18 protein-coding genes and 4 pseudogenes are annotated in these 22,284 nt (G+C 67.2%); 5 read left to right on the top strand and 17 right to left on the bottom strand.

The window, feature by feature from the left end; all coding sequences use genetic code 11:
- Together FXN61_RS31260 and FXN61_RS31265 are read left to right on the top strand one after the other, a co-directional pair.
- Positions 1-439, top strand: a pseudogene (locus tag FXN61_RS31260) (hypothetical protein); the annotation flags it as partial.
- Complete coding sequence (locus tag FXN61_RS31265) at positions 439-999, top strand: nitroreductase family protein (RefSeq protein ID WP_167977581.1); 561 nt, start codon at positions 439-441, stop codon at positions 997-999. The pseudogene FXN61_RS31260 and the gene FXN61_RS31265, both read left to right, overlap by 1 nt.
- Here the strand turns inward: FXN61_RS31265 and FXN61_RS31270 are convergent.
- The 3 genes from FXN61_RS31270 to FXN61_RS31280 are packed head-to-tail and all read right to left on the bottom strand — an operon-like array spanning position 985 to position 2,097.
- Positions 985-1,485 (bottom strand): NUDIX domain-containing protein, encoded by a 501-nt coding sequence (locus FXN61_RS31270; RefSeq protein ID WP_167977582.1) that lies wholly within the window; start codon positions 1,483-1,485, stop codon positions 985-987. The two genes, FXN61_RS31265 and FXN61_RS31270, sit on opposite strands and share 15 nt — an antisense overlap.
- A 9-nt stretch (positions 1,486-1,494) precedes the next feature.
- On the bottom strand, positions 1,495-1,782 hold the full coding sequence (locus FXN61_RS31275) for a hypothetical protein (RefSeq protein ID WP_167977583.1): 288 nt from the start codon (positions 1,780-1,782) through the stop codon (positions 1,495-1,497).
- 18 nt (positions 1,783-1,800) lie between these two features.
- Positions 1,801-2,097, bottom strand: coding sequence for a hypothetical protein (locus FXN61_RS31280; protein ID WP_167977584.1), 297 nt, complete (start codon positions 2,095-2,097; stop codon positions 1,801-1,803).
- Positions 2,098-2,574: 477 nt separating this feature from the next.
- Here FXN61_RS31280 and leuA point away from each other — a divergent pair, with 477 nt between their 5' ends.
- Complete coding sequence (leuA, locus tag FXN61_RS31285) at positions 2,575-4,383, top strand: 2-isopropylmalate synthase (RefSeq protein WP_167977585.1); 1,809 nt, start codon at positions 2,575-2,577, stop codon at positions 4,381-4,383.
- On the opposite strand, the gene FXN61_RS31290 is transcribed toward leuA, so the two are convergent.
- The 4 genes and pseudogenes from FXN61_RS31290 to FXN61_RS31305 form a co-directional block, all read right to left on the bottom strand.
- The gene (locus tag FXN61_RS31290) at positions 4,380-5,261 is read right to left on the bottom strand and encodes a hypothetical protein (RefSeq protein ID WP_376770776.1); all 882 of its coding nucleotides are present in this window, start codon (positions 5,259-5,261) and stop codon (positions 4,380-4,382) included. The two genes, leuA and FXN61_RS31290, sit on opposite strands and share 4 nt — an antisense overlap.
- Positions 5,241-6,457, bottom strand: a pseudogene (locus FXN61_RS31295) (MFS transporter); the annotation flags it as partial. The gene FXN61_RS31290 and the pseudogene FXN61_RS31295, both read right to left, overlap by 21 nt.
- A 46-nt stretch (positions 6,458-6,503) precedes the next feature.
- Positions 6,504-8,021, bottom strand: coding sequence for a discoidin domain-containing protein (locus FXN61_RS31300; RefSeq protein WP_312878129.1), 1,518 nt, complete (start codon positions 8,019-8,021; stop codon positions 6,504-6,506).
- A 206-nt stretch (positions 8,022-8,227) separates the two neighbouring features.
- Positions 8,228-8,956 carry a DUF4184 family protein gene (locus tag FXN61_RS31305; protein WP_167977588.1) on the bottom strand — a complete coding sequence of 243 codons (729 nt, stop codon included), beginning with the start codon at positions 8,954-8,956 and terminating at the stop codon, positions 8,228-8,230.
- 91 nt (positions 8,957-9,047) lie between these two features.
- Between FXN61_RS31305 and FXN61_RS31310 the strand changes: the two are divergent.
- Positions 9,048-9,470 (top strand): annotated as a pseudogene (locus FXN61_RS31310) (DedA family protein); the annotation flags it as partial.
- 20 nt (positions 9,471-9,490) lie between these two features.
- Here FXN61_RS31310 and FXN61_RS31315 read toward each other — a convergent pair.
- The 6 genes and pseudogenes from FXN61_RS31315 to FXN61_RS31340 form a co-directional block, all read right to left on the bottom strand.
- Positions 9,491-10,072 (bottom strand): TetR/AcrR family transcriptional regulator, encoded by a 582-nt coding sequence (locus FXN61_RS31315; RefSeq protein ID WP_167977589.1) that lies wholly within the window; start codon positions 10,070-10,072, stop codon positions 9,491-9,493.
- 66 nt (positions 10,073-10,138) lie between these two features.
- The gene (locus tag FXN61_RS31320) at positions 10,139-11,242 is read right to left on the bottom strand and encodes an ABC transporter ATP-binding protein (protein ID WP_167977590.1); all 1,104 of its coding nucleotides are present in this window, start codon (positions 11,240-11,242) and stop codon (positions 10,139-10,141) included.
- Positions 11,239-12,237, bottom strand: coding sequence for an ABC transporter ATP-binding protein (locus tag FXN61_RS31325; RefSeq protein WP_167977591.1), 999 nt, complete (start codon positions 12,235-12,237; stop codon positions 11,239-11,241). Before FXN61_RS31325 ends, FXN61_RS31320 begins: the two co-directional genes overlap by 4 nt.
- A 6-nt stretch (positions 12,238-12,243) precedes the next feature.
- A pseudogene (locus FXN61_RS31330) lies at positions 12,244-13,165 on the bottom strand (ABC transporter permease).
- Between the two features lie 5 nt (positions 13,166-13,170).
- Positions 13,171-14,175 carry an ABC transporter permease gene (locus tag FXN61_RS31335; protein WP_167977592.1) on the bottom strand — a complete coding sequence of 335 codons (1,005 nt, stop codon included), beginning with the start codon at positions 14,173-14,175 and terminating at the stop codon, positions 13,171-13,173.
- A 43-nt stretch (positions 14,176-14,218) separates the two neighbouring features.
- Positions 14,219-15,898 carry an ABC transporter substrate-binding protein gene (locus FXN61_RS31340; RefSeq protein WP_167977593.1) on the bottom strand — a complete coding sequence of 560 codons (1,680 nt, stop codon included), beginning with the start codon at positions 15,896-15,898 and terminating at the stop codon, positions 14,219-14,221.
- A 216-nt stretch (positions 15,899-16,114) separates the two neighbouring features.
- On the opposite strand from FXN61_RS31340, the gene FXN61_RS31345 reads away from it, so the two are divergent.
- On the top strand, positions 16,115-19,393 hold the full coding sequence (locus FXN61_RS31345; protein WP_167977594.1) for an AfsR/SARP family transcriptional regulator: 3,279 nt from the start codon (positions 16,115-16,117) through the stop codon (positions 19,391-19,393).
- Here FXN61_RS31345 and FXN61_RS31350 read toward each other — a convergent pair.
- From FXN61_RS31350 to FXN61_RS54660, 4 genes are all read right to left on the bottom strand, one after another.
- Positions 19,372-19,845 (bottom strand): uridine kinase family protein, encoded by a 474-nt coding sequence (locus tag FXN61_RS31350; protein WP_312878130.1) that lies wholly within the window; start codon positions 19,843-19,845, stop codon positions 19,372-19,374. The genes FXN61_RS31345 and FXN61_RS31350 overlap by 22 nt on opposite strands.
- Before the next feature lie 41 nt (positions 19,846-19,886).
- Complete coding sequence (recR, locus tag FXN61_RS31355) at positions 19,887-20,495, bottom strand: recombination mediator RecR (protein WP_167977595.1); 609 nt, start codon at positions 20,493-20,495, stop codon at positions 19,887-19,889.
- The gene (locus tag FXN61_RS31360; protein ID WP_167977598.1) at positions 20,496-20,798 is read right to left on the bottom strand and encodes a YbaB/EbfC family nucleoid-associated protein; all 303 of its coding nucleotides are present in this window, start codon (positions 20,796-20,798) and stop codon (positions 20,496-20,498) included.
- A gap of 638 nt (positions 20,799-21,436) precedes the next feature.
- A complete protein-coding gene (locus FXN61_RS54660; protein WP_281360740.1) occupies positions 21,437-21,559 on the bottom strand; it encodes a hypothetical protein in 123 nt (40 codons plus the stop codon).
- Positions 21,560-22,284 lie beyond the last annotated feature (725 nt).

Here is a 22,284-nt window from a genome sequence, read left to right on the forward strand (position 1 = left end):
CTGGGTCGCGGTCCGCACCGGCGACCTCGCAGGCTGGTTCGGCGTGCAGCAGCGCGGCTGGGGCTCGAAGTTCGACGGCGGCGCGGCGACGTGGGAGTTCGCCCTCGGACACCTCGGCAACCCGCGCTCGGTGCTGGAGACCGGCACGGTGTGGCTGCTGGCCCTGGCCGTAGTCCTGGTCTTCTACGCGTTCCAGCGACGCCTGGAGTGGCCGCTGATCGTGTTCGGCCTCGGCGTGCTGATCATGGACATCGGCTCGAACGGCCTGATGAACTCCAAGGCCCGCCTGCTGCTGCCCGCCTTCACCCTGCTGATCCCGCTGGCCCTGGTGCTGGCCCGCCGCCGCCCGTCCACGGTGCTGACCGTGCTCGGCATGGCAACCCTTTTCAGCGCCTGGTTCGGCGCTTACTCACTGGCCGTTTGGCAGTATGCGATCTGATGAACGAGCTGATCTCGCAGCGCTGGAGCCCACGCGCTTTCTCCGCAGAGGCAACGGTTTCCGACGACGAACTGCGCACCCTGCTACAAGCGGCGCGCTGGGCCCCGTCCCACGGCAACAGCCAGCCGGCCCGGTTCGTCGTCGGGCACCGCGGCACCCCGACGTTCGACGCGATCTTCGAAACCTTGAGACCGGGCAACAAGACCTGGGCGTTCCGCGCCTCGGTCCTGCTCATCGGATGCGTGATCACCGCCGACTCCCGCGGTGACCTGCCCAACGTCGAGTTCGCCCTGGGCCTGGCGATGGAGAACATCGCACTGCAGGCCGTGGACATGGGCCTGATCGCACACATGATGGGCGGCTTCGACAAGACAGCCGCACACAAGACATTCGCCATGCCCGACGACGTACGCCCGCTAGTGGCGATGGCATTAGGACGCCCAGGCCGCCTGGAGGACCTCCCCGAGGACCTTCAGACCCGTGAACAGCGCGAACGCCGCCGCCACCCGCTCTCCGAAACGGTCTTCACCGGCACCTGGGGCCAGTCACTGTTCGGTTGAGAAGTACCTCGCCGCAACCTCGTTGTGCAGCGGAAACGCCAACGGCTCGCGCTCGAAGATGACCTTCCGCTCGGAAGCCTCTTCGTTGGGCACGAACGGCGGCATGTCCTCAGCGTTGATCACGGGCGCGGCAGCGAACAACAACACGGCGTCCCCGTCCGGAGTCGACACGAAGTGCAACGGCCGCAGCCCGTCCGGGTCGATGCGCACGTTCGCCTCTTCTTCAAGCTCACGCACCGCACTCTGCTGCCACGACTCACCGAGGTCCATGAACCCGCTGACGAACGCCAGCTGCCCAACCGGCGGGATGGCCCTGCGCACAGTCAACAGCCCGGTCCGCCCTCCGTCCTTGACCGGCACGAGCAACACCACGACCGGCGACGGATTGGCCCACACCATGTGCGCGCAACCAGGACACTTGCGGGGGTAACCAGCCGTGTCGGCGTACCGGGTGCCGCAGCTGTTGCAGAAGTCGTCGCGCGCCATGCCTCGAACCTAGTTGAGGCGCCTCACGAGCTTCAGGACGATCGCTCGAACGGCAAGCCAGAACAGGGCGGCCAGCCCGAAGTTGACGATCGTCCGCAACTTGGCGTCCGCAGGTGCGAACAGATCCTTGAACGCGAGAGCCAACGGCTCAGCCAGCGCCTTGACAGTGCTGGTGATGGGGTTGTCCGGGTTGGCCCCGCCGACGGTCAGCACGACGTGGACGACGAGCACGACCGCCAGCGCGAGGCCGACCCAACTGACGATTCCGGCGGCGATACCGACCACGCGTGTCCGCATGGCCCCGGAATCTACTACTCAGTAGCGTGACACCGCACGTGCAATCAAACCGGTCACGACCAGCCAGAACACGGCTGCGAGACCGTAGTTGAGGAAGACGTCGACGTTGTAGTTGCCGGTGTTGAAGAGACCGGGGAAGAACAGGGCGAGGGGCTCGGCGAGGGACTGGATGAACTTGAAGAAGGCGTTCCCCTGGTTCGCACCGAGCACGATCATGAGGATGTAGAGGACCTCGATCAGGGCGAACAAGGCACCGATGCCGCTGATCACGCGTGAAGCCGTGCCGCGGCCACTGGTCGTACGTAATCTGGACATACATGAGCTTTTCCCGGATTCGAGCCGGACAAAACTTGCAGGTTGACCTGGGTCCACCCCGCGATGGCGCAGCCGAGCACGCTTTTCACACACAACGCGGGTGGGGTGGTCCCGTCACGAGTCGTGCCGATGCTGTTGCCGCGCTGCCTTCGCGTACGACTCGTGACGGGACCACCCCACGCCAAACGCAACCCACCTACGCAGCCGCAAGCCGCCCAACGCAACACGACCACCTACGGACAACAAACAGGCAAGCCGCCAACGCAACAGGGAGACGGCCTACGCAACCAACGCGAACATCCCACGATCCGGGCCCTCAGTTCCATCCCAGCCCAAACTGTGGCTACTCTGTCCGACGTGTGGCGTTCCCTCCTGCTTCGCTGCCGTGACGGGGTCTGATCAGACCGGCCCCCCGTCGCGGGACTCAGCGTTGCCGCCGGTCGTTCCCATAACGACCCGCACCCGCAGGAGCTGAAAATGACCTCCCCAGACGCCTACGCCTCCGCAGACGCGTACACCTCAGGCAACAGCCGAATCCGCCAGCCGGCGCGCCCGGCCCCGGAATCCCAGCCGTCCTGGAACAAGCAGCTCGGCAGCAGCATGCCGTTCCACCGCTACCGCCCGTTCCATGAGCTGGTGGAGGTAGTAGACGTCCCCGACCGCACCTGGCCCACCAAACGAGTGGAAAAAGCCCCGCAGTGGTGCGCGGTGGACCTGCGGGACGGCAACCAGGCCCTGATCGACCCGATGTCACCGGCCCGCAAGCGCAAGATGTTCGACCTGCTGGTCAGGATGGGTTTCAAGGAGATCGAGGTCGGCTTCCCGGCCGCGTCCCAGACCGACTTCGACTTCGTCCGAGAGATCATCGAAGACGGCGCGATCCCGGACGACGTCACGATCCAGGTCCTGACCCAGTGCCGTGAAGAGCTGATCGCGAGGACGTTCGAGTCCCTGCGCGGCGCGAACAAGGCGATCGTCCACTTCTACAACTCGACCTCGATCCTGCAGCGCCGCGTGGTCTTCCGCAGCGACAGGGACGGCATCAAGAAGATCGCCACGGAAGCGGCGAAGTACGCCAAAGAACAAGAGCGGGACTACCCCGAGACCAGCTTCCGCTACGAGTACTCCCCCGAGTCGTACACCGGCACCGAGCTCAGCTACGCCCTCGAGGTCTGCAACGCGGTGTCGGCGGTCATCCAGCCCACGCCGGAGAAGCCGCTGATCATCAACCTGCCGGCCACCGTCGAGATGGCGACGCCGAACGTCTACGCGGACTCGATCGAGTGGATGAGCAGGAACCTGGACAACCGCGAGTCGATCATCCTGAGCCTGCACCCGCACAACGACCGCGGCACCGGTGTCGCGGCCGCCGAGCTGGGTTACCTGGCCGGCGCGGACCGGATCGAGGGGTGCCTGTTCGGCAACGGCGAGCGCACCGGCAACGTCTGCCTGGTCACGCTGGCGATGAACATGTTCAGCCAGGGCATCGACCCGCAGATCGACTTCTCCGACATCGACGAGGTCCGCCGCACCGTCGAGTACTGCAACCAGCTGCCCGTGCCCGAGCGGCACCCGTACGGCGGTGACCTGGTCTTCACCGCGTTCTCGGGAAGCCACCAGGACGCGATCAAGAAGGGCTTCGAGGCGCTGGAGGCCGACGCCAAGGACGCGGGCCAGCACGTCGACGACTTCCCGTGGGAGGTCCCGTACCTGCCGATCGACCCGAAGGACGTCGGCCGCAACTACGAGGCCGTCATCCGGGTCAACTCGCAGTCCGGCAAGGGCGGCGTGGCGTACCTGATGAAGCAGGAGCACCACCTCGACCTGCCGCGGCGCCTGCAGATCGAGTTCTCGAGGGTGATCCAGGAGGTCACCGACACGCAGGGCGGCGAGATCAACCCGAAGGAGATGTGGGACGCGTTCGCGGAGGAGTACCTCCACGGCAAGGTGCCGCTGTACCTGCTGAAGCACAAGGCGTCGTCGGACGGCAGCGGCCACGAGGAGATCACCGCGACGCTGCTGATCGACGGCGACCAGCAGGAGATCACGGGTTCGGGCAACGGCCCGATCGCCGCGTTCGTCGACGCGCTCGCGTCCGTGGGCTACGACGTGCGGGTTCTGGACTACGCCGAGCACGCGCTGTCCGCCGGTGACGACGCCCGCGCCGCCGCCTACCTCGAGTGCGCCGTGGGCGACCGCGTGCTGTGGGGCGTGGGGATCGACAGCTCGACGGTCGCCGCTTCGTTCCGCGCCATCGTTTCGGCTGTGAACCGAGCTAACCGCTAAACGAGCGACGGGGAGGACGCGTGCGGCACCAACTGCCGCGGCGCGCCCTCCCCGTTCGCTTGCACGGCCCAGATTCCCTCGCCCGGCAGGCCGTAGGCGATGGTGTCGTTGTCGAGCCACACGACCTGGTCGTCGATCCCACGAGTCTCGGCCAGGGGTGTCTCCACCATCGTGCGCAGGTCCAGCACGTGCTCACGCCACGGTCGCGCACCATCGCCGGGCACGCGCTTCTTGAACGCCACACGCGTCCCGTCCGGGGACAGCGACGGGCATTCGACGTTCTCCCGCAACGGTTTCGCTGATTCCTCGACCGCATCGCCCTGGATCAGGTATGTCTTCCCGGCGGTGCTCATCGTCGCGTAGTACGTGCGGTCGTCCGCCGTGAAGGTGACACCCCAGTAGTTCATGTCGTTGGCCATCTTGATGCCTTCGACGCTCGTGCCTTCGATGTTGCTGGAGTAGACCTCGGTCTGCTTGTCGAAGATCGCGGTGCGGGTCGAGAACGTGCCGGCCTGGGAGTACGAGTCGCCGGTGACGAACGTCGTCCACGACGCCATCCGCCCGTCCGCCGACAGCTTGGCGCGGTTCGGCACTCCGGCGACCTCCACGCGCCGCTGCTCCCCCAGCGCCTGGTCGACGAACACCGCGGTCGAGCCCGGCAACGGTCCCTGCGCATCGGCCAGGCACAGGCCCTGCCGAGCTGCGGTGTAGAAACGCTTGCAGGACAACGAACTCACCCGACGAGGCCCGCCCGGCGAGGACAACGGGACGGAAGCCACCTTCCCGCTGATCTCGTCCATGAAGATCAACCGGCCCTGTTCCGACAGATCGACGGCGCCCGCCTCCACCGCGACAGCGGGCTTGTCCGGCGCGCGCAACGCATAAGCGGTGGCACCGATGCCCAGAGCGATCACCGCAGCGACGACGACCAGGATCCTCACCAAGCGAACCACGTCCAAAGAGCGCCGAACAGGACAGAAGAACACGCCCGAGCGAGCACCTGGCCGGTCTGGAGCAGGGCCAGACCGGACGTGCGCAGCTCGTCGGGCATCAGCGGACCGACGACCGCCATCAGCACGCCGTCCGTGCACGCGTAGAACAGGCCGTGCAACAGCAGAACGCCTGCCAGCAGGCCGATTCCTGACGTGCCGGCGAGCAGCAGGTACGCGCCGAGCAACGCGAGGTGACCGGCGAGGAAGATCCGCCACCTGCCGAGCCGGTCGGCCAGCGCACCCATCGGCACGGCGGCGAGCAGGTACACGCCGGCCGTGCCGAGGGGCAGCAACGCGATGTAGGCGACCTCGATGTCGAGCTTCTTCTGCAGCAACAGGTAGATGAACCCGTCGCCGAGCGTCAGGAACCCGAGCCCGCACGCGACCAGGCAGACCCGCCGGAACGGCCTGGACCGCAGCAACCCGAAAGCACTGCGCAGCGACACCGCGACGCGTGGCAGCACGTCGCGGTGATCACGCACGAACAGCACCAGAACCAGCAAACCCAACAGAGCGAAGCAAAAACTCACCACGAACACCACGTCGTAGCGAGCCGGAAGCGTCCACAAGAGACAGAACGCGATCAGCGGGCCGAGGAACGCGCCCACGGTGTCCATGGCACGGTGGACACCGAAGGCCCGTCCGAGCGCGGAAGGCTCGCTGCTCAACGTGATCAGCGCGTCCCTCGGCGCGGTGCGCAAACCCTTGCCGGTCCGGTCCCCGGCCAGGACCAGTCCCATGGCGGTGGCGGAAGTCCCGGCGGCACGAGCAAACCCAGCCTTGCCCACCGCCGAGATCCCGTAACCCAGGCCGGCCACGAGCTTGCGCCGTTGCCAGCGGTCAGCCGCATGGCCGCCGGCAACGCGAACCAGTGCCGTCACTCCGGTGTAGATGCCGTCGAGCACACCGAACTGCAGCGGGGAGAACCCCAGGCCCAGCACCAGGTACAGCGGCAGGATCGCGGTGACCATCTCCGACGAGACGTCGGTGAGCAGTGAAACCGCGCCCAGGGCGAGGACGTTCCCCGCGATCCTGCCGGTGCCACCCGCGGCGGGAGCTTGTCGAGCGGTTGCGATGTACACGACGGCCTCCGATCAAGGGCCAGATCCGATCAACAGCCAGAACCGATCAACGACAGTTGTAAGGACCGGCCTTGTCGCGCACCGTTCCGGCCGTGTCGATGACCTCCCACGAGTAGGAGCGACCGGACAGGGTGAACTTCACGACGCCGTGGGAGTCCGCGAACCAGTTCTCGACGCCCGTGCGAGGCTTGACGTTCGAGTAGAGGTAGTCACCGCCGATGCCGATGATCGCGGAGCGCAGGCCGTTGGCCTCGTCGATCGAGCCGCTCTTGTTCAGCGGCTTGAGCCGCTCGTAGTGGTGGTCGTGACCGCTGAGCACCAGGTCGGCCTTGGCATCCGCGAAGACGTTCCACAGCGGCGCCATCTTGGACTTGTCGCCGTACTCACCCGAGTTGAACCGCGGGTGGTGCCAGTAGCCGACGACGCACGCCTTGGTGTTCGCGGCGAGGTCGGCCTTCAACCAGTTCAGCTGCGTCGAGTCGCTGCCCGTGTCGTACATCAGCTGGGAGTCGAACGACACGAAGTGGAATTCACCGGCTTCCCAGCTGTAGTACGGCTTGCCGGCCGGATAAGCCTGGGCGCCGAAGTACGACTTGTAGCCGTTGAGGTTGTCCTCCCACTCGTGGTTGCCGGTCGCCGGGCGGGTGATGTTCTTGTACCGGCCCCACGACTTGTCGTAGTGGTTCCTGAACTCCGTGAGCGTGCCGCTGTCGTACTGGTTGTCACCGACGGTCAGGATGTGGTTGGGCTTGATCTGGTCGATCAGCTTCGCGGTCTCGTAGTGCTCGCGGTTCGTCAGCGACGCGATGTCACCGGCGGCGACGACCGTGATGCTGTCGCCGGGGCCCGCAGGCAGAGTCGTCACCTGCACCGCGTTGCTCGCGGGCCCGAGGTTGCCGGCCGCGTCACGAGCGCGGACGGTGTAGGTGAACGCCGTGCCGGACGCCAGACCGGTGTCGGTGAACGTGGTGCCGGTGGGTGTGCCGACGACGCTGCCGTTGCGCAGGACGTCGTAGCCCGTCACGCCGATGTTGTCGGTCGCGGCCGTCCACTTCAGACTGACCGAACTCGACGTGGTGCCCGTGCTCGTGAGCCCGAACGGTGCGCTCGGCGGCGCGGTGTCGCCGTTGGCGATGCTGCCCCAGACCTCCAGTTCGAAGAGCGAGTAGCCGTAGGAAGTGCCGCGCTTGGTGCCGTAGATCCGCACGTAACGGCCGGACGTGGCGAGGCTGGTCTCGTCGATGCCACCGTTCTGACCGGTGAGTGTCTTCTTGGTGCTCCACGACGAACCGTCAGCGGATGTCTGGATCTTGTACTCGGAGGCGTACGCGACCTCCCAGTTGAGCTTGACCTTGGAGATGGTGGCGTTGCCACCCAGGTCGACAGCGATCCACTGCGGATCGACGCCTTCGAGGCTCGCCCAGCGGGTGGTCGGATCTCCGTCCACGGCGTTGGCGCCGCCGAAGGTCGCGGCCTCCACGGACGAGACGGTGGTGGGCTTGCTGGCCGACAGCAGGGAATCAGCCGCATTGGCCGTGCCCGATGCCGCGATCTGCGGTATCACCAGCGCAAACAGTGCTAACGCAACACCTGTTCTGGTGTGCTTTTTGATCACTTCGTCCTCCTGGGCAGGGCGGCGGCTCGAAGGATTGGTAAAGAAGCTTTCCTATTAAGCCGGAGGCTAGCTGTGGCCCAGGACACAGGTCAACGGCAGAACTGACGGTTGAACGCATGACAGATCGGAGCTTTACCGGCAGAACCGAGCGGTCATCACATGTCACGTGCTGACTGGTTGAAATGCCACAGAACGGCGTGAGCGAGCAAACCCGCGGATGTGCCCTGGACCGCGCCCAGCAGCATCCTGCGCACCCAGTCATACAGGCTGACCTGACTGACAGGATCGGACAAAGACCAGATGACGCCCACCACGGCAGCGAGGCCGATCAGGATCCAGAACTTGTACCGGGAATTCCCGGTACGTGACGGCCAGTCATGCCCTTCCGGACAGCGGGCAGGGCCGTTCGGACGAGCGGTGTGCGGGCTGCGAGCAGCCATCCACGCCAGCAGAGCCATGCCTCCGAGCGACGACACGTACCCGATCACGTTGTAGAGCCGATGTGGTCCGACTACCGCCACGGTCAGCCAGTCCCACCGCTGCACGAACCACCCGTCGGTCTGCGTGAAGGCGTCCCACAGCAGATGCGTGAGCACTCCCACCACAATGGACAACGCGCGCACGAACGGCTGGCGGAAGTCTCCTGGACGCGACACCCGTGACTGCAGGAACGCAGGCGCCAACGCCATCAGCGAAGGCAGAAGCAAGCGTCCGGCCAGCAACAACACCACCGCGGCAAGGGATCCACCCAGCACGTTGTGGGTCGGCAGGACCGGGAGGTAGTAACTCAGGTCAGGTGCGACGGCGCCCGCCACCAGTCCCGGAAACCAGAGATGTCTGCGCAGCGGCAGCACTGCGGCCGGGTGGGCGAGGGTGAACGGCACGACCCAGCGTAGATCGACTTGGATCCTGTGGGTGGGCTGAAGAAACACCCAGGTCGGGATTGTTCATCTGGGTCACGTACGTTCACGGATCATGAGCACCACAGCCGCCAGCCTCGTCGTGCTGTTCCTGGTCGCCGTCGTGCCCTTGGCACCGACGGAGGCCGTGCTCATCGGTGCCGGCGTTCTGGCCGCTTCCGGTGAGGTTCCGCTGTATCTGGTGGTCGTCGTCGCCGCTGCCGGGTGCCTCGCCAGCGACATGATCAACTTTACCGCGGGCCGCCGGATGGGCATGAGGGCCCTCGACAAGGTCAACAAGAACGCCAAGGCCAGGGCCATGGTCGTGTGGACGGCGGACCAGCTCGCGGCCAAGGGCGAGACGATCCTCATCGCGGCGAGGTTCCTGCCGGCGGGCGGCATCGTGGGGGCGTTGCTGGCAGGGGCGCTGAAGTGGCCGCTCAAGCGATTCGTGCCCGTTGCGGCGGTCGGATCGGCCCTGTGGAGCCTCTACCCCGCCACCGTGGGGTACATCGGCGGTCAGATCATCGAGGAGGCCTGGCTGGCGATGCTGTTGTCGTTCGGCGTGGCCACGCTCATCTCCATCCCTGTCGGCATGGCGATCCGTGCGCGCAACGCCACCCGCACTCTCTCGTACGCCGAGGCGTCGTCGTAGAGCACGGCGAACCGGTCCGCCGCCGCCAGCAGAGCGTCCACTTCGAACGCCAGATGCGCATCGCCGGTCAGTCGTTCCAGCAGTGAGACCCAGCGAAGGTTGAAGAGCATCAACGCGTCACGCACGCGACCAGGGCGGGCGGCGAACTCCGAACGCGTCACCACGAAGAAGCAGCCGCCGGGGAACACGCGGCGCTTCGAGTAGTCGAGCCAGCGCTCGCACACGTCCAGCAGGGTCCCGCCGGCCATCACGACCTCGCGCGCGAAGATCTCCGCCGCCGCGTGCACGGTCGAGATCTGCAGCTCTTCCTTGGCGCCGAAGTGGGAGAACACTCCGCTCTTGCTCATGCCGAGCTCGACCGCGAGCCGCCCGATCGTGACGCCCTCCAGGCCGTCGACGGACGCGATCTCGGCAGCCCGCAAGAGGATCGAGCCACGACTGTCCATTCGCCCAGAGCAACAGACGTGCCTGGAGAAACGAACGGGGCCACCTCGAAAGGTGGCCCCGAGTCGTCACGGGTTCAGCGCTTCGGTCACCGAAGCCGGTCCCACGAGTGGGATGTCGGGCGAGATGCCCTCTTCCTCCACCAGGATCGGTTTCACCTCGTGCGGCTGGATCTCGCCGGACCGGATCTGCTCGGCGTAGTGGCACGCGACCTTGTGCCCCGGCTTGAACTCCCGCAGCACCGGCCGTTCCGTGTCGCAACGAGTCGCCTGCCGCCACGGGCACCGGGTGTGGAACCGGCAACCGCTGGGCGGGTTCGCCGGCGACGGGAGGTCGCCCGCGAGCAGGATCCGTTCGCGCCGGTCCTCGACCACGGGGTCGGGCACCGGGATCGCCGACAGCAGCGCCCGCGTGTACGGGTGCAGCGGCTCGGCGTAGAGGTCCGCGGCGGTGGCCTCCTCGACCAGTCCGCCGAGGTACATCACGCCCACGCGGTCGGAGATGTGCTTCACGACCGCGAGGTCGTGCGCGATCACCAGGTAGGTCAGGCCGAACTGCTCCTGCAGTTCCTCCAGCAGGTTCACGACCTGGGCCTGCACCGACACGTCCAGCGCGGACACCGGCTCGTCGGCGACGATCAGGTCCGGGTTCAGCGCCAGCGCCCGCGCGATGCCGATGCGCTGCCGCTGACCGCCGGAGAACTCGTGCGGGTACTTGCGCAGCGCCGTCGTCGGCAGGCCCACGGCGGAGAGCAGCTCGCGCAACCGCTTGCCGGTCTCCTCCTTGCTCTTGTCCAGATCGTGCGCCCGCAGGCCCTCGATCAGGATCGACTCCACGGACTGGCGCGGGTCGAGCGAGGACAGCGGGTCCTGGAACACCATCTGGATCCGGCGCCGCATCTTGCGCAGCTCCTCGCCCTTCAGTGCCGAGAAGTCCTGCCCGTCGAAGACCATCTTGCCCGCGGTCGGCTCGTTGAGCCGCAGCATCGCCCGCCCGAGGGTGGACTTGCCGCAGCCGGACTCGCCGACCAGGCCGTAGGTCTCGCCGCGCTTGATCTCCAGGTCGACGCCGTCGACCGCGTAGACGTAGCCGACGGTGCGGTCCAGCAGCACGCCCCGCTTGATCGGGAAGTGCACCTTCATGTCCTGGACCGAGACCAGGGTCTCGCTCATACCGGCACCTCCTCGGCGGCGGGAGTTCCCGGCACCACCGGGTTGTGGCAGCGAAGCAGGCGACCCAGCTGCTCTTCCTCGGCGGGCGTCTCCGTGAAGCAGATGTCCAGCGCGTTCGGGCACCGGGGTGCGAACGCGCAGCCCTGAGTCCACGGGATGTTGTCTGCGACGGAACCCTTGATCGGCGTCAACTTCTCGCCGGGTGCCGCGTCCAGACGCGGGATCGAGGCCAGCAGGCCGTGCGTGTACGGGTGACGCGGCTCGGCGAAGAGCTTGTGCCGCATGGCCTTCTCGACCACCTTGCCGCCGTACAGCACGTTCACCTCGTCGCACAGACCCGCGACGACACCCAGGTCGTGGGTGATCATCACGAGCGCGGTGCCGAGGTCCTGCACCAGTTCCTTCATCACCGTCAGGATCTGGGCCTGGATGGTCACGTCCAGCGCCGTCGTCGGCTCGTCCGCGATCAGCAGCTTGGGCCTGCACGCCAGCGCGATCGCGATGAGCGCGCGCTGCCGCATGCCGCCGGAGAGCTGGTGCGGGTACTCCTTGAGCCGGCGGTTCGGGTCAGGGATGCCGACCTTGTCGAGCAGGTTCTTCGCCTCGATCATGGCTTCCTTGCGGGCCAGGCCGCGGTGCCGTTCGAGCACCTCGGTGACCTGCAGGCCGATCGGGATGACCGGGTTCAGCGACGACAGCGGGTCCTGGAAGACCATGCCGAGATCGCGGCCACGACGGTCGCGCATCTCCCTGTCCGACAGCTTCAGCAGATCCGTGCCGTCGTAGGACACGGTGCCGGTGACCTTGGCGCCGCGCTTGGGCAGCAGACCCATGATCGCCAACGATGTCACGGACTTGCCGCAGCCCGACTCGCCGACGAGGCCGACGGTCTGGCCGGGCTCGACGTCGAAGCTGACGCCGTCGACCGCGTAGAACGGTTCTTCGCCCTTGCGCTGGAAGACCACGGTGAGGTCACGTACTTCGAGCAGTGCCACGACGACTCACCGCCTGTTCTTCGGATCGAGGGCTTCGCGCAGCGTCTCGCCCATGAGCGTGAAGCCGAGCGCGACGATGATGATGCAGATCGCGGGGTATGCGGCGAGGTGCGGATGCGTGTCGAAGACGTTCTGCACGTCACCGAGCATCTGTCCCCACTCCGGAATCCGGTCGTCCGGATTGCCGAGGCCGAGGAACGACAGCGCGGCCGCCTCGATGATCGCGGTGGCCAGCACCAGCGTGGACTGCACGATCACCGGGCTGAGCGAGTTCGGCAGCATGTGCCGGAACACGATCGCGCCCTTCTTCACACCGAGTGCCGTCGCCGCCAGCACGTGGTCGCTGTGCCGTTGCGCGAGCATCGACCCTCTCAGCAACCGGGCGAACACCGGGATCTGCACGATCGCCACCGCGAGGATCACGGTGAACTGGCTGGGCCTCGCGAACATCGCCGCGATCGAGAACGCGAGCAGCAGCGACGGCAGCGACAGCATGACGTCGACCAGACGCATGACGGCCGAGTCGACCCAGCCGCCGAGCGCGCCCGCGAGCGTGCCGAGGATCAGGCCGCCGGTCAGGCCGATCAGCGTCGCGCCGACACCGACGATCAGCGTCTGCTCGAACCACCAGCAGACGCGACAGGAAGTCGCGGCCCTGCAGGTCGCCACCGAGCGGGTGGCCCGGCTGCGGCGACGGGATCTCGTTGCGCGCCTTGACGACCTGGTCGATCAGCATCGGTTCGGACGGGTCGTGCGGCGCGAGCCACGGCGAGAGCAGCGAGACCACGATGAAGATGCCGATGATCACCGCGCCGATGAGGAACACCGGGCTGCGCTTCAGCCGCTTCCACGCGCTCGCGGCGAGCGAAACGCCCGCGCTCTCGGCGAGGCCGTCGATCTTTTCCTTCTTGGAGACTCCGAGTGTCACTGCGCTCACCTCGTCCTGATGCGCGGGTCGATGAGCGCGTACGAGAGGTCGACCAACAGGTTGACCACGACGTAGACGATCGTGGCCATGATGATCAGCAACAGCAGCACCGGGTAGTCACGCCGTTCGAACCCGATGGCGAGCGCCTGACCGACACCGGGGATCGAGAACACCTTCTCGGTGAGCACAGCGCCGGAGAGCAGTGCACCGGTCTGCAGACCGATCGTCGTGACGACCGGCAGCATCGCGTTGCGCAGCACGTGCCGGCGGCGGATCAGCTGTGCGGTGAGGCCCTTGGCCTCGGCGGTGCGCACGAAGTCCTCGTCGAGCACGTCGAGCACGGCGGCCCTGGTGATCCGGAAGATCACCGCGAACGGAATCGTGGCGAGCGCGATCGACGGCAGGATCAGGTGTTCCAATGCGTCCAGCGTCGCGTCCCACTCGCCGGTGAGAATGCCGTCCAGGGTGAAGAACCCGGTGACGCGGGTGGCGTTGATGTCGCCCTGCCTGCCCTGCGACGGCAGGCCGAGCCCGACCGACGCCGCGTCCTTGAGCACGTAGGCGAGGAAGAACACCGGCACGGCGACGCCGATGAGCGAGCCGATGACGCTGAAGTTGTCGAACCAGCCGCCGCGGCGCTTCGCGGCGAGGTAGCCGAGCGGGACGCCGATCGCGATCGCGATCACGATCGCGAAGAAGCTGAGCTCGATCGTCGCGGGGAATCGCTGGAGGAAGATGTCGAGCGCCGAGTCACCGGGCTGGACACCGGTGGAGACGCCGAAGTCGCCGGTCGCAGCGCGACCGAGGAACTTGAAGTACTGGACGATGATCGGCTGATCGAGGCCGAGCTGCTTGGTGAGTTCGGCTGCCTTCTCCGGCGTAGAGCGATCTCCCAGGAGGGCCGAAACCGGCCCTCCTGGGAGGAGTCGCATCCACGCGAAGAGCAGCAGCGAGAGCACCAGCACCACGCCGACCAGCTGAATCAGCCGTCGAATGGTGTAGCGGAGCACTGTGAGCTACCCCGTTGTTCTCTTGTGGTGGGAGCTGTTCAGCTCAGCCCTTGGAGGCCGGGCCGAACTTCTCGTCGGTCAGCGGGCTCGGGACGACACCCTTGATGTCCGACTTGAACACCAGAGCGGGCGGGGAGTGCGAAAGCGGCACCGCCGGGAGGTACTCCTCCATGATCTTCTTGTTGAGCTCCTCGTACATCTTGGTGCGCTTGGCCTCGTCCGGTTCGGCGCTGGCCTTCGCCAGGTCGCTCGCGAGCGTCGCGCCCCACGCCGACGCGCCGGTGTTGAAGCGATTGTCGGCGCGGCCGAAGAACGTGCCGACCCAGTTGTGCGCGGTGCCGTTGTCACCGGTCCAGCCGAGCAGGAACAGGTCAGGGATGCCCTGGTCGACGTCGGTCAGGTAGCCACCGTTCCACGGCTTGGTGACGACGTCGATCTTGATGCCGGCCTTCTGCAGGTCACCGGAGATCGCGCCGAACAGGTCCTTCGGGGACGGCATGTACGGACGCGTGACCTCGGACGGCCAGTAGAACTTCAGCGTCAGGTCGGTCGCACCGGCCTCTGCCAGCAGCGACTTCGCCTTGTCCAGGTCGTACGGCGTCGCCTTGAGGTCCTTGTTGTAGCCGTCCACGGTGTCGGGCATGAACTGCGTGGCGACCTTGGCACCCTCGGGCAGCTGCGACTTGACCATCTGCTCGCGGTTGATCGCGTACATGAGAGCCTGGCGGACCTTGAGGTCCTGCAACTTCGGGTTGTTCTTCTGGTTGATGCCCAGGTAGAACACGTTGAACGCCGGGCGGATCGCGACGTTGAAGCCGTCGGACTTGAGGCCTGCCCAGTCAGCCGCGTTCGGCAGGTCGTACCCGTCGATGTCGCCGGCCTTGAGCGCCTGCTTGCGGGCGGTCTCGTCCGGGATGATCTTGAAGACGATCTTGTCCAGCTTGGCCTTCGTGCCGTGGTAGGCGTCGTTGCGCACGAGCTCCACGGTGTTGTTGGCCTTGTCGTACTTGCTGAACTTGAACGGGCCCGTGCCGGTCGGGTGCTCGTTCGCGTAGGCCGGGTAGGTGAACGCGTCACCGGCGGCCTGGACGTTGTCCGCGTCGTACTTCTTCAGCGCGTCGGGGCTGGAGATCGAGAACGACGTGAAGCCGAGGACCGAGGGGAACTGCGAGGTGACCTCGTTCAGCTCGACGACCGCGGTCTTGGTGTCTTTGGCCGTGCAGGACTTGTACAGCGAGGGCTTGTCCGGCGTGGTCGCGAACCCGCCGAAGTTGTCCAGCCAGTACTGCGAAACGGCGTCGGACTGGCCGGCGCCCTTCTGGTTGTACCAGCGGTTGAAGTTGAAGCAGACGGCCTCGGCGTTGAACGCGGTGTCGTCGTGGAACTTCACGTTCTCCTTGAGGGTGAACGTCCACGTCTTGCCGTCGGCACTCGACTCGTACTTCGTGGCCAGCGCGGGCTCGACCTCGGCGGTACCGGGCTTGAAGCCGACCAGGCCTTCGAACATCTGGCGAGAGACCCGGAAGGTCTCGCCGTCCGTTGCGTAGAACGGGTCGAAGAGCTTCGGTGCGCCGGCGGCGCCGAAGGTCAGCGTGCCGCCTTCCTTACCGCCACCACCAGAGTCGCGCTGGGATTGCGCGCAACCGGACAGGGCCAGCGCGCTGACGCTGAGGAAGCCGATCGCGGCAACCCAACGGCGGCGAGCCGTTACTGAGTGGACCATCAAACACCCCTTGGACAATCCGCACATCTCACGGTGTGGTCGCCGACCATAACCGTTGTACATACCTCTCCCGTGTCAACTCAGGTCACGATCCGGCCACTAGACCAGGCATTCTGATACGTCCGGCGCATGCCCGCTGACCCAACGTGAGCACCACAGATGCGTCGAACGCTCTCCTAGGCTGTAGAAACAACAACGACACGCGGAGGAGGTCACATGAGCAGGCAGGTCGAGTTCCGCGTGCTCGGCCCGCTCCAGGTCCTCCTCGACTCCGAACCACTGCTCGTCCGCGCCGGTCGTCAGCGGGCGCTGCTGGTGTCGTTGTTGTTGCGTGCGGGCACGTCGGTGTCCGTGGACGAGCTCGCAGGGAACGTGTGGGGCGACGACCCGCCAGCCCGAGCTCGTGCAACTTTGCAGACCTATGTAATGCGTCTCAGACAGCTGCTCGGGCCGTCGGTGCCGATCAGAACCGTTCCTGACGGGTACTTGATCGATGTGGACGAGAAGACCATCGACCTGATGCGCTTCGAGCCGTTGATCGAACAGGGCGAGCAGGAGCGCGCCGCCGGCAACCTGCAGGCCGCCTCGGCCGCGTTCGCCGCCGCGCTGGGGCTCTGGCGGGGTCCCGCACTGGTCGACGTCCCGTCGGAGATCCTGCACCGCGACGAGGTGCCGCGCCTCAACGAACGCCGCCTGCACGTGCTCGAACGCCGGGTCGAGGTCGATCTGGAACTGGGCAGGCACGGCGAGCTCGTGGCGGAGCTCTCCCGGCTGACCAGCGAACACCCGTTGCGCGAGCGGTTCTGGGCGCAGCTGATGGTGGCGCTGTACCGCTCCGGCCGGCAGAGCGAGGCGCTGGCCGCCTACCAGCGCGTTTCCCGCCTGCTCGGTGAGGAGCTGGGCATCGATCCCGGCGACGAGCTGCGACGCGTGCACAGCCAGGTGCTGTCCGGGTCGATCGACGCGGTGGCCGCTGCTTCTTCCGGTACCCCGGTCGTAGCGGCGAAACCCGAACGGGTGGTGCCGTCGCAGCTGCCGGCGGACATCCCGGACTTCGTCGGCCGCGACGAGGCCGTGTCGTTGATCATCGCGCTGCTGCGGACTGCTCAGGGCGTGCCGGTCGTGACGCTGGCCGGACCGCCCGGTGTGGGCAAGACGGCGCTGGCCGTGCACGCCGCGCACCGGATGCGGGCGGACTTCCCGGACGGCCAGCTGTACGTCAACCTGCGCGGATACGCCCCTGGCCCGCCGTTGAGCGCGGTCGACGTGCTGCCGCGGTTCCTTCGTGCTCTGGGGACCGAGCCGGACCAGGTGCCGCTCGACCAGGACGAGCAGGAGGCGATGTTCCGGTCGACGTTGACCGGCCAGCGCGTGCTCCTGCTGCTCGACAACGCGTCGTCCGCCGAGCAGATCCGGCCGCTGCTGCCCGGCTCGCCGGGGTGTGCGGTGCTGGTGACCTCGCGCGACACGTTGCGCGGTCTCGCTGTGTCGCACGCGGCCTCGAACGTGCGCCTCGACGTGCTCGACTGGCACGAGACCAAGGCGCTGCTCGCAGGGATCCTGGGCGCGGACGAGGTGGCCTCCCAGGAGGACGCGGCGCTGGAGCTGGCGGCGCTGTGCGCACATCTGCCATTGGCTTTGCGTATCGCTGCGGCGAACCTCGTGTCGCGTCCTGAACTGTCCATCGCGGACTACGTGGAGGAGCTGCGGGCGGGCAACCGGCTCGCCGCGCTGGCCGTCGAGGGCGACGAACGGGTCGCGGTGCACGCGGCGTTCGACCTGTCCTACACGGCGCTGAAGCCCGAGCTCGCGCAGATGTTCCGGCTGTTGTCGTTGGTGCCCGGCACGGACTTCACCCCGGAGATGGCCGCCGCGCTGTCCGGACTGACCACTCAGGACGCCCGCCGCAGGCTGGACCGCCTGGCCACCGCGAACCTGATCGCGAACCACGCGCCGTCCCGCTACCAGTTCCACGACCTGCTGCGCGACTACGCGGCCGAGCGGCTGGCGTTCGAGGACGGCCGCGCGGACTCCCGGCTGGCCCTGCGGCGGTTGCAGGACTGGGCGGTGCGCTCGGTCGACAACGCCACGTCGGCGATGAAGTCGACGCTGTTCCGCTTCCCGCGCCCTGCGCCATTGGACGGCGTGGTGCCGCGGACGTTCAGCACCAGCACCGAGGCGTTGACGTGGCTCGACGTCGAGCGGGCCAACCTGGTCGCTCTCGTGGCGCACGCCGTGGAACGCGACCCCGAGAACTCGCCGTGGCAGCTGGCCGACGCCCTGCGCGGCTACTTCTACACCCAGAGCCTGACCGCGGAGTGGCGCGAGACCGCGAAGGCGGGGCTCCTGGGCGCCCGCGCGCCGCGTGACGAGCTCGGCCAGCTCGCGATGCTCTCGTCGCTGGGCACGCTGTACTGGGTGACGGGCCAGCACCGCAACGCGCTCGGTTACTACCAGCAGGCCATCGCCCTGCAGGAGCACATCGACCTGCCCCAGGCCGAAGCCGCCGTGCTGTCCAACGCCGGAAGCGTCTACATCGACCTCGGCGAACTGGAACACGCAGCCGACCACCTCGAACGCGCCCTGGTGATCGCCAGGCGGGTGCGCGCGCCGCAGGTGCTGGCCAACGCGCTGTTCAACCTCGGCGGCGTCTACATGCAGCTCGGCCAGCTCGACCGTGCGGCGTCGACGTTCGAAGAGGCACTGGAAGACGGCAGGCGCCTCGACTCGTGGATCCTGCAGGCGAACTCGATGCGCGCGTTGGGCGAGGTGCACGCGTCGCGCGGCGAGCCCGACCTCGGCGCTTCCTACTTCGTGCAGGCGAGCGAGCTGTACGAACGTGCGGCCGCCCGCAACTTCGGCCACACCATGCACGAGGGCATGGCCATCACGCTGATCATGCGCGGCCGCTACGAGGAAGCCGCCGGCGAGGCGCGTGCGGCGATGCGGATCGCCCAGGACATGGAGAACGTCAAGAGCGTCTGCGACGCCATGAACCTGCTGGGCCGTGCCCTGGAAGGTGCCCTTCGCTTCGAAGAAGCGGTGGAGCAGTTCTCGTCGGCGCTGGCCATCGCGGTGGAGACCAGCTACTCGTGGGGCATCTGCTCGGCCCGCCGCGGCCTCGCGTCGGCGTACCGCGGGGTGGGGCGGTACGAGGAGGCGCTGTCGATGGCCACCTCGGCTCTGGTCGAGGCGGGGCGGTCGCAGTTCCGGTTGGCGGAGATGGAGGTGCTGCTCGTGCTCGGGCGCATCCACCTCGACACCTCGGACGCTTCCGGCGCCTTGGAATGCGCGCTGCGCGCCGCCTCGGTCGGCTCGGACTCCGGGCACCGGTGGGTGTTCGGGCGGGCTCTTCTGCTGGCCGGCGACGCCTCCGCCGCGTTGGACGACATCGATGCGGCTCGGTCGCACTGGTCGTCGGCGCTGGAGGTGTTCAGCGCGATCGGTGCGCCTGAGGCTCCTGTCGTTCGAGCTCAGCTCGAGGTGACAACGTAGTCAGCTCTGGCTCTGGTCTCGTCGACCGCGAACCAGCCTCTTTCGTATTGCTGCCAACGGATGAAGCGTTCCCGCTGTTGCTCACCGTCGCGTTGCACCGCGCGTTCCAACCGGGCCTTCTCGTCTCCGTGGTCGACGAAGATGGCGAGGCTCAGACGCGTGTTCGCTTTCCTGGCTGAGGAAAACCCTTCCAGAATGATCGTCCCTTGTGGATGCAAGGTGACTTCTTCGCCTTCGGCGATGCACGGGAATCCTTGGGACCAGTCGGTTTTCCGGTAACGGCCGACATCACCGCCGGCCACTGCGTCGAGGGCTTGGACGAGCCGTGGCCACCACTGCGTCGTGGGGTCGTCCCACGTCGCGAAGTGGTCGGTGCTGATGATCTGGGCGTCGAGTTGTTCGGCGAGCTTCTTGGCGAACGTCGACTTGCCCGCGCCAGTTGGGCCGTCCACCGCGACCAGGCGGGTGTTGCCCAGTCGCGGTGGAGCGGTTTCTACATGCTCCGGCGACCAGATAGCGCACGCCCCAGCGTGAGCTCGTCCGCGAACTCCAGGTCGCCGCCCATCGGCAGGCCGCTGGCGAGCCTCGTGACGGTCAGACCGGGGAAGTCGCGCAACATCCGGACGAGGTAGGTGGCCGTGGCCTCGCCCTCGGTGTTCGGGTCCGTGGCGATGATGACCTCGGAGATGTCCACACCGTCGGTGGTCGTGCCGATCCGGTTGAGCAGCTGCCGGATGCGGAGCTGGTCAGGTCCGATACCGCTGAGCGGATCGAGCGCGCCGCCCAGGACGTGGTAGCGCCCCTTGAACTCCCTCGTGCGTTCGATCGCCTGGACGTCCTTCGGCTCCTCGACCACGCAGACCAGCGAGAGATCGCGCTTCGGGTCGCGGCAGATGCGGCACCTGGTCTCGGCACTCACGTTGCCGCAGACATCGCAGAAGACGACGCCTTCCTTGACCTTCTGGAGAGCGTTCTGCAGCCGTTCGATGTCGGCAGATTCCGTTGCCAGGAGGTGGAAAGCGATTCTCTGGGCACTCTTCGGACCGACGCCTGGGAGCCTGCCCAACTCGTCGATGAGGTCCTGTACCGGGCCCTCGTACATCTAGCCGAGCAATCCGCCGAGGCCACCCTGGGCGAGCGGGCCGAGCTTCTGCTCCACCAACTGCTGCGCCTTCTGGTTGGCGTCCTTGATCGCGGCGATCACCAGGTCCTGGAGGGTCTCGACGTCCTCCGGGTCGACGATCTTCGGGTCGATCGCGAGGTCGATGAGCTCGCCGCCGCCGGTGACCGTGGCGGTCACCAGGCCGTTGCCCGCGTTGCCGGTGACCTCGGTCTCGGCCAGCTGCTGCTGGGCTTCTGCCATCTGCTGCTGCATGGACTGGGCCTGCTGGAGCAGGGCCTGCATGTCGAACTGACCGGGTTGCACCGCTGGTCCTCTCGCGTGGCCTGTGTGGGGGTTGTGCTTTGGGTCCAGCGTACGGGTGGGGGTGTTTTGGGGTTCGGGTTGGTTGGGGTGCGGTGTGGGGGTGGTTGGGGTGCGCGTCTGGTCCGTTGGCCGTCTCCCTGTTTCGTTGGCGGCTGCCGGTTTGTTGTCCGTAGGTGGTCGGGTTGCGTGCTGGTGTTCCTGCTGCTTTCTGGGGCTCCGCCCCAGACCCCGCCAATCTGATCAAAGACCTGTCCAGCGCCGTGCGCGGGTTGATGGCACGCCTGTTGCTTTTGGCGGCTTGCGGCTGCGTAGGTGGGTTGCGTTTGGCGTGGGGTGGTCCCGTCACGAGTCGCACGGAGGCAGCCGCGCCCGAGGGGAGCGGCAGGACGCGTCGGTACGACTCGTGACGGGACCACCCCACCCACTGGCTGTGTGAAGGGCGGGCTCGGCTGCGCCTTCGCGTTCGCCTCGCCTCCGGCATCGCGGTGGTCATTTGGCGTCTGCAAGTACCGCCAACTCGTGATCAAAACGCCTCCAACTACAACCAACTGCGTTGGACGTGGAAGGCCCCGGCAGGTCACTGCCGGGGCCTTCGTCATGTGGTCGAGTGGTGACGGTCAGGCCTTCTTGAGTGGGCGCGCGCCCAGTTCGTCGGCCAGGAGCTTGAGCATTACGGCTTCGGGGTCTTGGGCTTCGCTCACGCTGTCCGGGTCTACCGGGCGGGCGGCCTCGGCCAGCATTGCCTCTTCGTCGTCCGGTTCCGGCGGGAGAGGGTCGTCTGGCTCCGGGGTTCCGGGGGCGGTGGGACGTCGTCCGCTGCTGGGCGGGGGGCCTGGCGTTGCTGTGGTTCGGACGTGGGGCGGGTGTTCTGGGCCTGGCTCGGGCGGGTTGGGGCCGGGCGGGGGGCCTTGGCCGGGGTGGTGGCTTGTGGCGTGGCTCCTGGGGTGCCGTGGGTGCAGCGGACCTGCCAAGTGCCGCCCAGGACTGTGGACAGGGCGGTGGCGATGGCCTCGGTGTTTCGGGGTTCTGCCAGGCGGCGGGCCAGGGGGGCCGAGGCGTGGGTGATCGTGACGACGTTGCCGTCTACCTCGCTGACCATTGCGTTGGTCAGCATCGCCTCGGTGCTGCGGCTGGTTGAGCGAACTGCTGCCAGCAGCTCGGACCAGACTCGGCGGACTGCCGTTGCGTCCATGCCGCCGGAGGCGGCAGGAGCGGCGGGGGTGGCGGGGTGGCGGGCTCAGGAGGTGCGGTCGCGGCCGGTGTTGGAGCGACGGCTTGCGTTGGCGCGGCAGCCTGAGGTGGAGCAGGGGTCGGGGTCGGCTCTGCCGTGGGGGCCGGGCGAGATGGAGCTGGTGCTGGGCGGGGCGGTTCCTGTTGCCTTGGCTGTTCGGCTGCGGGGGCGGCGGGTTCTGCCGATTGCTGGGACCTGCGGGTGAAGACCGGGCCGCCTGCGGGAGCGGCGGGT

Source organism: Lentzea indica, from assembly GCF_012184385.1.
GTDB classification, from domain to species: domain Bacteria; phylum Actinomycetota; class Actinomycetes; order Mycobacteriales; family Pseudonocardiaceae; genus Lentzea; species Lentzea indica.

Bases quoted from the DNA above. Each gene is read 5' to 3' on its own strand.
- FXN61_RS31265 (WP_167977581.1), top strand. From the start codon at position 439: ATGAACGAGCTGATCTCGCAGCGCTGGAGCCCACGCGCTTTCTCCGCA.
- FXN61_RS31270 (WP_167977582.1), bottom strand. From the start codon at position 1,485: ATGGCGCGCGACGACTTCTGCAACAGCTGCGGCACCCGGTACGCCGAC.
- FXN61_RS31275 (WP_167977583.1), bottom strand. From the start codon at position 1,782: ATGCGGACACGCGTGGTCGGTATCGCCGCCGGAATCGTCAGTTGGGTC.
- FXN61_RS31280 (WP_167977584.1), bottom strand. From the start codon at position 2,097: ATGTCCAGATTACGTACGACCAGTGGCCGCGGCACGGCTTCACGCGTG.
- leuA (WP_167977585.1), top strand. From the start codon at position 2,575: ATGACCTCCCCAGACGCCTACGCCTCCGCAGACGCGTACACCTCAGGC.
- FXN61_RS31315 (WP_167977589.1), bottom strand. From the start codon at position 10,072: ATGGACAGTCGTGGCTCGATCCTCTTGCGGGCTGCCGAGATCGCGTCC.
- FXN61_RS31320 (WP_167977590.1), bottom strand. From the start codon at position 11,242: ATGAGCGAGACCCTGGTCTCGGTCCAGGACATGAAGGTGCACTTCCCG.
- FXN61_RS31340 (WP_167977593.1), bottom strand. From the start codon at position 15,898: ATGGTCCACTCAGTAACGGCTCGCCGCCGTTGGGTTGCCGCGATCGGC.
- FXN61_RS31345 (WP_167977594.1), top strand. From the start codon at position 16,115: ATGAGCAGGCAGGTCGAGTTCCGCGTGCTCGGCCCGCTCCAGGTCCTC.
- recR (WP_167977595.1), bottom strand. From the start codon at position 20,495: ATGTACGAGGGCCCGGTACAGGACCTCATCGACGAGTTGGGCAGGCTC.
- FXN61_RS31360 (WP_167977598.1), bottom strand. From the start codon at position 20,798: ATGCAGGCCCTGCTCCAGCAGGCCCAGTCCATGCAGCAGCAGATGGCA.
- FXN61_RS54660 (WP_281360740.1), bottom strand. From the start codon at position 21,559: ATGCTGGCCGAGGCCGCCCGCCCGGTAGACCCGGACAGCGTGAGCGAA.